At 70.0% G+C, this 10,915-nt stretch carries 13 protein-coding genes; 12 read left to right on the top strand and 1 reads right to left on the bottom strand.

Annotated elements, in window-relative coordinates:
- Positions 1–964, bottom strand: a 964-nt coding sequence (locus tag VMJ70_04255; protein HTO90321.1) for an O-antigen ligase family protein, incomplete at its 3' end; no start/stop codon positions are given.
- 474 nt (positions 965–1,438) lie between these two features.
- On the opposite strand from VMJ70_04255, the gene VMJ70_04250 reads away from it, so the two are divergent.
- The 12 genes from VMJ70_04250 to msrA all read left to right on the top strand — a co-directional run.
- Positions 1,439–2,437 carry a GDP-mannose 4,6-dehydratase gene (locus VMJ70_04250; GenBank protein HTO90320.1) on the top strand — a complete coding sequence of 333 codons (999 nt, stop codon included), beginning with the start codon at positions 1,439–1,441 and terminating at the stop codon, positions 2,435–2,437.
- Positions 2,438–2,524: 87 nt separating this feature from the next.
- Positions 2,525–2,995 carry a KH domain-containing protein gene (locus VMJ70_04245; GenBank protein ID HTO90319.1) on the top strand — a complete coding sequence of 157 codons (471 nt, stop codon included), beginning with the start codon at positions 2,525–2,527 and terminating at the stop codon, positions 2,993–2,995.
- 20 nt (positions 2,996–3,015) lie between these two features.
- The gene (rimM, locus tag VMJ70_04240) at positions 3,016–3,513 is read left to right on the top strand and encodes a ribosome maturation factor RimM (protein ID HTO90318.1); all 498 of its coding nucleotides are present in this window, start codon (positions 3,016–3,018) and stop codon (positions 3,511–3,513) included.
- Positions 3,514–3,532: 19 nt separating this feature from the next.
- Positions 3,533–4,294, top strand: coding sequence for a tRNA (guanosine(37)-N1)-methyltransferase TrmD (trmD, locus tag VMJ70_04235; GenBank protein HTO90317.1), 762 nt, complete (start codon positions 3,533–3,535; stop codon positions 4,292–4,294).
- On the top strand, positions 4,291–4,995 hold the full coding sequence (locus VMJ70_04230) for a hypothetical protein (GenBank protein ID HTO90316.1): 705 nt from the start codon (positions 4,291–4,293) through the stop codon (positions 4,993–4,995). The genes trmD and VMJ70_04230 overlap by 4 nt, the downstream gene beginning before the upstream one ends.
- A gap of 105 nt (positions 4,996–5,100) precedes the next feature.
- On the top strand, positions 5,101–5,466 hold the full coding sequence (rplS, locus tag VMJ70_04225; protein ID HTO90315.1) for a 50S ribosomal protein L19: 366 nt from the start codon (positions 5,101–5,103) through the stop codon (positions 5,464–5,466).
- The gene (locus VMJ70_04220) at positions 5,463–6,092 is read left to right on the top strand and encodes a ribonuclease HII (GenBank protein HTO90314.1); all 630 of its coding nucleotides are present in this window, start codon (positions 5,463–5,465) and stop codon (positions 6,090–6,092) included. The genes rplS and VMJ70_04220 overlap by 4 nt, the downstream gene beginning before the upstream one ends.
- Positions 6,093–6,132: 40 nt before the next feature.
- Entirely contained in the window at positions 6,133–6,486 is a 354-nt protein-coding gene (locus VMJ70_04215; GenBank protein HTO90313.1) for a YraN family protein, read from the top strand.
- 36 nt (positions 6,487–6,522) lie between these two features.
- A complete protein-coding gene (locus VMJ70_04210) occupies positions 6,523–7,872 on the top strand; it encodes a glycosyltransferase (GenBank protein HTO90312.1) in 1,350 nt (449 codons plus the stop codon).
- Between the two features lie 14 nt (positions 7,873–7,886).
- Complete coding sequence (gene meaB / locus VMJ70_04205) at positions 7,887–8,861, top strand: methylmalonyl Co-A mutase-associated GTPase MeaB (protein HTO90311.1); 975 nt, start codon at positions 7,887–7,889, stop codon at positions 8,859–8,861.
- Positions 8,830–10,443, top strand: coding sequence for a hypothetical protein (locus VMJ70_04200; GenBank protein ID HTO90310.1), 1,614 nt, complete (start codon positions 8,830–8,832; stop codon positions 10,441–10,443). The genes meaB and VMJ70_04200 overlap by 32 nt, the downstream gene beginning before the upstream one ends.
- Before the next feature lie 67 nt (positions 10,444–10,510).
- On the top strand, positions 10,511–10,915 hold a 405-nt coding region (gene msrA / locus VMJ70_04195; protein ID HTO90309.1), incomplete at its 3' end, for a peptide-methionine (S)-S-oxide reductase MsrA.

The following is a 10,915-nucleotide window of genomic DNA, read 5'->3' as shown; positions in this document are numbered from 1 at the left end:
GCCGCGCGCGCGCGACCAGTCGCCAGCCGGTGGTGCGAGCGAGACCGATCCACAGCCCGAGTAGCGCGAGCAGCCCCACCGTGCCCATGGTGGCCGCTACCTGGACCGGCACGCTGTGCAGATGCCCGGCCGGCTCCCAGGCGCCCGGGGACTTGTAGCGCTGGTAGAGCGCGTGCAGGTCCTGCAGTCCGACGCCGGTAAGTGGATGGTCGCGGAACATGCGCGCGCCCGCCTGCCACATCAGTTCGCGCTGCTGATTGTTGGCGTTGGCCGGATCGAAGGCGCTGAGGAAGCGCGCTCGAAATCCGGCCGGGCCGAAGCGCGCCGCCAGCGCGACCAGCGCGGCGAGCGCCGCCAGTGCCCATGGTCGCCTCACCGCCAGCATCACCGCGGCGCCGGCGATCAGCCCGAGCCAGCTGCTGCGCGTGTAGGTGAAGGCGAGCGCCGCGCCGCACACCGCCAGCGCCACGGCGGCGAGCGCGCGCGCGCGGCCGCCGCGGGCCCGGAGCAGAAGCGCGAGCGCCACGCAGCAGGCGATCATCAGCTGCCCGCCAAAGGTGATGTAGTGCCCGACCGGCCCGCGCGCTCGCGCCGGGTAGGCCGCGCCCTTCGCGAAGTAGATCGCGAGGCCGGTGGCTGCGGAAAGCGTCGCGGAGATCAGCAGGGCATACACCGCCGGCCGGCCCACTCGAGAATCGCGCGCCTGCCAGGCGGTGAGCCCGACCAGGAACGGGAAGAGCGCCTTGGTGAGGCGCGGCAGGCTCGCCGAGCGGTCCACGGCGAACAGCGCGGAGAGCGCCAGCGCGACGGCCCAGCCCGCCCCGGCGAGATCCATGGGGGAGCGGCTCCAGCGCGGCCCCGGGCGAATCGTCCAGCGCGCCAGCGTGATCGCCGCCAGCACCCCGACGGCGATCGACATGGGCGCCACCGTCCAGTAGCCCGACGCGACCCAGATCAGGAACACCGCCGCGGAGACGCGCGCGAGCGGATCGAATTGTGGCGAGAGCTGGGCGGGCTGGGCGATGGGAGGGTCCCCGGGCGCTGGGCAAGGCCGCGCCGACGCGAGGGAGCCACGCTCCGGCGCGGCCGCGGCACGCTATCCGAGCTTCCCCGAGGCTGTCCAGCCGTGAGATGATCAGTGCGCGACTGAGGCCCGGGGCCGGGATTGGGGCCGGAATCCGCGATTCCCAGTGAATTTTGCGGCGCGACCGGACGATCACGGTGTAGAACAGGAAACGAGCCCTGCGCCTCCCACAACCCGCCTCCCCAACTCCAGCCCTCGAGCCCTCCATCACCAACATTTCGTTGACATGGGATAGGTCGTCCCCTAGCCTGCGCGCACCCGGCCGTTCAACCGAGGAAGGGCGTGAATTTCCGGGATTTGCGAATGCCCCGATGCTTCCCCAAAGGCATTGCAGGTGATCAGGGAGGAACGTAGATGAGGGTCCTCGTCACAGGAGGTGCGGGGTTCATCGGGTCGCATCTCGCGGAGCGGCTTCTCCAGGACGGTCACGACGTCACCATCCTCGACGACCTGTCCACCGGCCGCCTCGAGAATCTCAATTCCTTCAGTCCCCATCCCCGTCTTCGCTTCGTCGAGGGCGACGTCGCCGAGGGCACGCTGGTCTCGGACCTGGTCGCCGAATCGAGCCGGGTCTACCACCTCGCCGCCGCGGTGGGCGTGCGCTACGTGGTCGAGAATCCCCTGCGATCGCTGCTCAACAACGTGCGGAGCACCGAGGCGCTGCTCGAAGCCTGCGACCGTCACCACCGCAAGGTGGTCTTGTTCTCGAGCAGCGAGGTCTATGGCAAGGGCGCCACGGTCCCGTTCTCGGAAGACGATGATCGCGTGCTCGGGCCCACGCACAAGCTGCGCTGGTCGTACGCCTGCGGCAAGGCGGTGGACGAGTGCCTGGCGATCTCCTACCACCAGCAGCGGCAGCTGCCGGTGGTGATCGTGCGCTGTTTCAACACGTGCGGCCCTCGCCAGTCGGCGTCGTACGGCATGGTGATTCCGAACATGATCGAGCGGGCGCTCCGCGGCGATCCGATCCTCGTCTACGGCGATGGCCAGCAGACGCGCTGCTTCTCGGCGGTGAGCGACGTGGTGCGCGGCACCGTGGCGCTCGCCGAGACGCCGGCCGCCGAGGGCGGCATCTTCAACCTCGGCACGGATGAAGAGGTCAGCGTCCTCGACCTGGCCCATCGCGTGAAGCGACTGTGCCAGAGCGACTCGCCGATCCAGCACGTGCCCTATTCCGAAATCTACGGCAGCTCGTTCGAGGACATGCGCCGCCGCGCCCCGGATCTTGCCAAGATCCGCCGCCTGGTGGGCTACCGGCCCGAGGTGCGTCTCGACCAGCTGCTCGAAACCACGATTCGCGTCACCTGCGAGGAAAAGGGGCTCGCCTGCCCGATCGGGCTGGCCGCCAGCTGAGCCCCTTCCGCTGCCCGCTTCTCCACCCGCCGGCCTTCCAGACCGGCGGGTTTGTCATGTCAGGGCCGCATCCGCGATAATCCCGCCATGACCGAACCCGTTCAGTGGGGAAGACAGCCGAAGCGCAAGCCGCGTCCCTCCGTCGATTCTCCCGGCGGAAGTCCGAGTTCGCCCGTCGGCCCGCTCGAGACGCCGCCTTCGCCCGAGCATGCGGCCACCATCATCCACGCGCCGAGGCCCGCGGCGACCAGCGCGCCCGCGCGCGAGAGCTACGAGGCGCCGCGTCCGCGCCGCGAGCCGAGTGAGCCGGACGAGGGCGACGCGCGGCTGCGCGACCTGGTCGTGCTGATGGCGCGGGGCCTGGTGGATCATCCCGACGACGTCACGGTGGAAGTGGTGGAGCCCGGCGAGGACGCCTGCCTCGAGCTGCGCGTCCATCCCGACGACACCGGGCACGTGATCGGGCGCCAGGGCCGCACCGCGCGCGCGATGCGACTCTGCCTCGGCGCCGCGGCCTCCAGGCTCGGACGCCGCGCCAGCCTCGAAATCGCCGACTGAGCCTCCAGCCGGACGACCTGGTGCGCATCGGCCGGCTCGGCCGGCCGCACGGGTTGCGGGGCGAGATGGCCCTCGACCAGACCAGCCTCACCGCGCGAGAATTGATGCGCGTCCGGCGTTTCCTGCTGAAGCGGCGCGCCGGCGAGACGCTGGAGCTGAGCATGGCGGGAGCGCGTGACGCGCACCCACGCCCGCTCGTCCGCTTCGCCGGATACGACGGACGCGAGCGCGCCGCCGAGCTGACCGGCGGCGAGCTGTGGGCCGAGCGGGAACGAATCCCGGATCCCGGCCCGGGGATCGCGTACACGTTCCAGCTGGTGGGCTGCCGGGTGATCACGGAGGAGGGTCGCGAACTGGGCCGGCTCGAGAATGTGTGGCTGACGGGTGCTCATCCGGTGTATGTCGTGCAAGGAGAGAAGGAGCTGCTACTGCCCGCCCACGCCGGCGTGGTGAAGCGCGTGGACCTCGCCGCCGGCGTGATCACGGTCGTGCTGCCGGCCGGAATCGAAGAGATCTAGGGCCCCGCGATCCCCCCACATGAGAATCTCACTGCTCACCATCTTTCCCGATTTCTTCCCGCCGGTGCTCGCCGAGGGGATGATCCGCGCGGCGCGCTCAATTGGCCGGCTCGAGGTGCGCGTCATCGCGCTGCGCGACTACACCGAGGACACGCACCGCACCACCGACGACTATCCCTTTGGCGGCGGCCCCGGAATGATCATGAAGGTGGAGCCGATCGATCGCGCGCTCGCCTCCCTCGATATCGGCACGCGCGAGGCGCGGCCGGCCGGAACGCGGGTGCTGCTCACTTCCCCGCAGGGGCGCCGGTTCGATCAGGAGATGGCGATCGCACTGTCGAGGCTCGATCACCTGGTGGTCGTGTGCGGGCGTTACAAGGGGGTGGACGAGCGCGTCGCCGAGCATCTGGTCGACGAAGAGATCTCGCTCGGCGACTTCGTGCTCTCGGGCGGCGAACCGGCCGCGCTCTGTATCGTGGACGCGATCGCCCGGCTGCTGCCCGACGTGGTGAGCGATTTCGACTCGGTCGAGGGCGATTCGTTCCATTCGGGCCTTCTCGACGCCGCCTACTACACTCGCCCGGCCGAGTACCGCGGCTGGAAGGTGCCCGACGTGCTGCTCTCCGGGCACCACGCGCAGATCGCGCGCCGCCGTCGCGAGGATGCTCTGCGCAGGACACTCGAGCGGCGACCGGATCTGCTGACCGACGCCGAGCTGACTCCCGAGGATCGCGAGTTCCTGGGCAAGCTCACGCGCGAGCGCGAGGCAAACCGGTCGTGAAGCGCGCGATCGGCTGCATCGCGACGATCACGATCCTGCTGGCGCCGGCCGGGTGTTCGAAGCAAGAGTTTCCGACTCAGAGCCAGATGTTCACCAGCGACTCGCCGGCACTGCTTCAACTGATGCCGGTGCCGGGCTCGGCGACCGATGCGGTGAGCGCGTTGCAGTGGTGCTTCAATCACCGGAACTGGGGGCAACTCGAGACTCTGCTCCCCTCGGACTACGAGTTCATCTTCGCCCCGGCCGATAGCGCCGGCAACGCGTTCACCGGGCGCAGGCTGGTCCGCGATGCGGAAATCACCTGCGAAGAGCACCTGTTTCAGACCGGAGTCGCCCACGCGCCGCCCGCCAGCTCGATCCAACTCGTCTTCGAGCGGGACCTGGTGGCGCTTCCCGATCCGCGGCCGGGGAAGACCTATCCGTGGCATCAGACGGTTAGAACACAGGTGACGCTCTCGATCCAGGCGGGCGATCAGGAGTATCGCGTTCTGGGGCACGCCCTGTTCCATGCGGTGCGGGGGGATTCGGCGGCGATCCCGCCGGATCTCGCGGCACGCGGCTACCACGCCGATCCCAATCGCTGGTGGATCGAGCGCTGGGAGGACGAGACCGGGGAAGGGCCGGGGGGCGCAACCCGCGTCGAGAGTCCGCTCCCCGCGCGGACGGCCACCTGGGGTTCGGTCAAAGCGCTCTATCGTTGATCGGACCATGTTTCCGCGATTTGAACGGGTTCCGAGGCTCCCCTATACTGCGCGCCCTTCCGATTGGCCCGGTGGTCCGGGCTTCCAGCAGAAAGGAGCCCTCCCGTGGGCCTGATTGAAAAGCTCGAAGCTGCTCATCTCAAGACCGATCGCCCCTCGATGCGCCCGGGCGACACCGTCGAAGTGTCGGTGCGTGTGATCGAGGGCGACAAGGAACGCCAGCAGAAGTTTCGTGGCGAAGTGATCAACGTTCGCGGCAGCGGCCTGCGCGCCACCTTCACGGTTCGCAAGATCAGCGAAGGCGTGGGGGTCGAGCGCACCTTCCCGCTCCACTCGCCCTCACTGGCGGACGTCAAGGTCATGAAGCACTCGAAGGTGCGCCGCGCGAAGCTGTTCTACCTGCGGCGTCGCTCCGGAAAGGCCGCGCGCCTGATGGAGAAGAAGGGCGCGGGAGAAGCGGCCACGGAGTGACCGGGCGGCTCTGGCGCCGACTGGCGCGCGCCGAGGCCCGTCTTGCGGGCGGGCGAGCGACGGTGGCCGGGGTGGACGAGGCCGGACGCGGGCCGCTGGCCGGTCCGGTGGTCGCCGCCGCGGTGGTGCTCGATCGGGAGCGCAACTGGCGCGGCCTCGACGACAGCAAGAAGCTGACGCCGGATGATCGTAGCGAGCTCTACGCCCGGGTTCTCTCAGGAGCCCGGGCGTTCGGCTGGTCGGTGATCGGGCCGAGGCGCGTGGATGCGATGAACATCCGCCGCGCGAGCCTCGAAGCCATGCGCCGCGCGGTGCTGCGCCTCTCGCTCGCGCCCGAGCTGGTGCTGGTGGACGGCCTCGATCGCATCCCCGGTCTCTCGTGCGAGCAGCAGGCGGTGGTGGACGGCGATGCGAAGCTCCTGTCGGTCGCCGCCGCTTCGATCGTGGCCAAGGTGGTGCGCGACCGGATCATGGAGCGGCTCGATCAGGTCTGGCCGGCCTACGGATTCGGGCGCCACAAAGGCTATGGAACGCCCGATCATCTCGAGGCGCTCGAGCGGCACGGTCCGTGCCCGCTCCATCGCTACAGCTTTGCACCCGTGGTGGAGCTCAAGCTGGCGCTTTGAACCTGCCCCCGGCGAACTCGCCCCCGCGAGCGAGCAGGCGATGGCGACTCATCTGTCCAAGGGCGAACGCGGCGAGGACCTCGCCGCCGCTTACCTGGGACTGATAGGCTGGGCCCTGGAAGGGCGTCGTGTCCGGCTGGCCGGCGTCGAGGTGGATCTCGTCGCGCGTGACGGTCGAACGCGCGTGCTGGTGGAAGTGAAGCTGCGCACGCATTCCGGATTTGGCGGCGCGCCGTTCGCGCTCGAGCACGACCAAGCCGAGCGCTTGCGGCGTGCGGCCGCGGCGCTGTTGCGCCGGTCGCCCGAGCCGGTGCGCGTGGATCTGATCGCGGTGGATCTGACCGAAGGCGAGGCGAGGATTCGGCACTACCCGAACGCCGCTCCCGGACGATGAGGTGAGGGAAGCGCGCGGAGTCGATCGACCCATTCCATGGTGAAGGTCCCCCGTTTCGGAAGAATCGAGCTGCCGGTCGGGCTCGCCCGCCGGCTGCAGGCGCGAGTGCGCGTGGAGCGCCGGCGCTGGATCGCGCGCTGGCGCGCGCGCTCGGTGGGCGGCGGCGCGGTGCTGTTCCCGACCGCCGGCGGCGGCGCGGTCGCGATCGCGACGCTGGCGGGCGACGTCGAGCATCCGCCGGCCGGCCCACGCATCGCGATCCTTCATGCCACCGCCGGCAGTGGACACAAGCGCGCCGCCGAATCGCTGGCCGAGGCCTTTCTCGAGCAACGCCCCGACGTGCTGGTGCGCGAGGTGGACACCCTGGTGTTCGCCTCGCGCTTCTATCGCGACACCTACGCCAGCACCTACAACGTGATGGCCTCGCGCGTACCGGCGCTGTGGGCGGCGCTCTATCACTCGTCGGCCCGGCCGCGCGTGCTGCGCGGCACCTCGCCGGTGCGGCTGGCGATGGATCGCCTCAACCTGCGGCGCCTGGTGCACGTGCTCGAGCGCGAGCACCCCGATGCCGTGGTGTGCACCCACTTCCTGCCGGTCGAGGTGCTTTCCCCTCGCCGCGGCAACGGCCGCATGACGGTGCCGCTCTACTGCGTGATCACCGACTTCACCGCGCATCCGTTCTGGGCGTTTCCGCATGTGGACCGCTACTTCGTCGCCAGCGAACAGGTGGCGAGCGAGCTGCAGGGCCACGGAGTGGCCGCCGATCGCATCGAAGTGAGCGGCATCCCGATCGAGCCGCGCTTCGCGCGGAGGATCGGACGCGACGCGGCGCGCGCGCGATTGAGCATCGACCCGGCGCGGCCCGCGGTGCTGGTGATGGGTGGCGGCGCGGGGGTGGGGCCGCTGGCCGAGCTGGCGGAGCGCATTGCCGCGCTTCCTCCGACTCCGCAGGTGCTGGTGCTGTGCGGCACCAACGCGCGCCTGCTGCGCCAGGTCTCCGCCCTGTCGGCGGGCGCGGGTGGAAGGATTCGCGCGTACGGATTCCGGGGCGACGTGGACGTCATGCTCGAGGCCTGCGATCTCGTGGTGAGCAAGGCTGGCGGGCTCACCTGCTCCGAGGCGCTGGTGAAGGGCACGCCGATGGTGATCTTCCGCCCCACGCCCGGCCAGGAGGTCGCCAACGCCCAGTGGCTCGAGAAGGGCGGCGCAGCGGTGCACGCCGATTCGGTCGGCGAGGTGGACGCGGCGGTGCAGCGCTGGCTGGTGGACCGCGCGGCGCTCGATCATGCGCGCGCGGCGTGCGCGAGACTCGCGCACCCCGACGCCGCCCGCCGCATCGCCGGGCGCGTGCTCGAATCGGCGCCCCAGGCGCGCGCCGCGGGATGAGCGACGCCCGCGCCGTGAGCCACACACCCTCGAATTCCGACCTGGTCTCGCGAATGCTCGCCGGGGATCGCGTCGCCCTGGCGCGCGCGATCTCGCGGGTCGAGAACGAATCGGAAGGCGCCGTGGAAATCCTCGACGCCTGCTTCAGGCGGAGCGGCCGCGCCTTTCGCATCGGCATCACCGGGCCGCCGGGCGCCGGCAAGAGCACGTTGGTGACCCGGCTGGCCCAGCTCTATCGCAAGCGCGGCGAAACCGTTGGCATCGTCGCGGTGGATCCCACCAGTCCGTTCAGCGGCGGCGCGCTGCTCGGCGATCGCGTGCGCATGGGCGAGCTGTCGGGCGACGACGGCACCTTCATCCGCTCGATGGCGACCCGCGGGAGCCTCGGCGGACTCGCGGTGCACACCGCGCAGGCGTGCGACGTGCTCGACGCCGCCGGCTTCACGCGCTTGCTGATCGAGACCGTGGGCGTGGGACAGAGCGAGCTGGAAGTGGCACAGACCGCGGACTCGACCGCGGTGGTGCTGGTGCCGGAATCCGGCGACGGCATCCAGGCCATGAAGGCGGGATTGATGGAGATCGGCGATCTGTTCGTGATCAACAAGTCCGATCGCGAGGGCGCCGAGCGCGCCGCGTTCGCCGTCAACGCCGCGCTCGAGATGCGCGCGACGACATCGGCCTGGCGCCCTCCGGTGCTGATGACCACCGCCTCCACCGGCCAGGGCGTGGACGAAGTGGTGGATCGCTTCGAGGAGCACCTTGCGCACCTCGCCGACCATGCCGGGCTCGAGCGCCGCCGCCGCCGCCGGCTCGAGCAGCGCCTCGCCGACCTGCTGCGCGCCCGGCTGTGGGAGGGCTTCCGCGCGCGGCTCACGCCATCCGACTGGGACGCGGCAGTGAACGCGCTCGTGAACCGCGAACAGACCCCGCATCAGGCCATGGAGCGGCTGGTCGAGCATGTCGATCGGGACGGGATCCGCACCCGCTGATTTGGTCCCAACGGCGCGCCGGCGTTCGGTGCTGCCGCTCGTGCTGCCGCTGCTCGATCTGTTGGTGCGCCTCGCCGGCGCGATGCGGCCGCTGCGCTATCTCGACGGCCTCACCATTCCCGACGACGCCTATCTGTCGCTGACGCTGGCCCGCAACCTGGCGCGCGGCCTAGGGCCCCTGTATGGCACGGCGCCCACCAGCGGAGTCCAGCCGCTGTTCGCGTTCCTGATGTCACCGGCGTTCGCGATCTGGTCCCATCAGACGCTGCCGCCGGTGCGCTTCGCGCTGGTGATGCTGGCGCTTTGCGATGCGCTGTGCCTTGCAGTGCTGCTGCTGTGGTGGCGGCGGTTCGTGCGTTCCGAATCCGCGCTGGCGGTGGCGGGCCTCGCCTGGGTGCTGAGTCCCTACGCCCTGCAGACCTCGCTCAATGCGATGGACACGACGCTCGCCTGTCTCGCGGTGGTGATCTCGTTGACGCTGCTCGATCGCGTGCGCGAGGCGAGCGGCTTCCCGTGGATCCGGCGCGCGGCGGTGGCGGGCGCGAGCGTGGCGCTCGCGTCGTTCGCCCGCATCGACTCGGCGCTGCTGGTCCCGGTGGGGATCGTCGCGATCGTGGTCTGGAGCCGGGCGCGGGACGGCCGGTCGCGGCCGGCGCTCGCCGCCTGCGCGGCATTCGCGATCGCCGCGACGCTGGTGTACGCGCCGTGGCTGGTCTACCAGAGTCGCCTGACCGGGGAGCTGATGCCGGTCTCGGGCCGGGCACTTCACTATCTGGCCATGGCCAACGTCGCCGAGCATCCGACCTTCGCCAATTTCGCCGCGCCGATGACGGTCAAGGCGATCGTGGCGCTGGCGCGCCGCAACGTGTTCCCGATCACTTTGCTTACCGTGCTCGCGATCGCGCTGACGGTGCGGCGGCGCTGGCCGGCGGCGGGCGCCGGACTCCGGCGGCTCGCCCCATTCGCGTGCTTCGTCGCGCTGTTGCTGCTCGCGCACACCTACTGGGTCGCGACCTCGTGGTACTTCCCGCGCTATTTCTTCCCGGTGCTGCCGTTGCTGCTGGGAGCCGTCGCCGTGCTGACTCAGGCTCTGGCGACCAGCCTGGTACCGCAGACTCGACTGCGGCTCGCGGCGGCGCTGGCCGTGCTCACCGTGGTCGGAAACGTCGCTCAGCCTCCGTTCCTCAAGGTCTTCCTGTCGCGCGATTCGCGCACTCTCGGCTACATGAATCTCGGCCGTTGGGCGCGCGATCGGTTCGTGCCTGGAACAGTGGTGGGTGGGATGCAGACCGGCGCGCTGGCCTATTTCGGCGAAGGCCTGCAGGTGGTCAACCTCGATGGCGTCGTGAACACCGCGGCGCTGCGCGCCACGTTTCACCGCCGCATCCTCGACTACGCGCGGGCCAGCGGTGTCACCTGGGTGGTCGGCTGGAAGGACGATGCCGACTACCTCGTGACTCACACCGCCGGCGCCGACTCGAGCGCACTCACGCTCGCCGAACCGATCACCGGATTCCTGAGCTGGAACCAACCGTGGTATCTGTGGCGTCTGAATCCCCGACCCGCGGCACCGCCGCGATGAGCGAAGGCCGCGCGCGTCACGAACGCCGGCCGCGGCCGTACTCGAGGCGGACAGGAGGAGTTCCGAAATGACGACCCATCCGCGGGAAATCGCCACCCTGGCCGGTGGCTGCTTCTGGTGCCTCGAAGCGGTGTTCAAGGAGTTGAAAGGCGTGGAACGCGTGGTCTCGGGCTACGCCGGCGGCCAGGTCGCCAACCCGAGCTACGAGGACGTGTGCACGGGCTCGACCGGCCACGCCGAAGTGGTGCAAGTGACGTTCGATCCCGAAGTGATCACCTACCGCGATCTGCTCCAGGTGTTCTTCAGCATTCACGATCCCACCACGCTCGACCGGCAAGGTCACGACGTCGGCACGCAGTACCGCTCGGCGATCTTCACTCATTCGCCGGAGCAGGAGCGCATCGCGCGCGCCACCATCGCCGAACTCGGCGCGACGAAGCTGTGGAGCGATCCGATCGTGACGAAGATCGAG

This window comes from Candidatus Sulfotelmatobacter sp. (assembly GCA_035498555.1).
In the GTDB taxonomy this organism is placed as follows: Bacteria; Eisenbacteria; RBG-16-71-46; order RBG-16-71-46; family RBG-16-71-46; genus DATKAB01.
This window is presented reverse-complemented; position numbering and strand designations above follow the sequence as displayed.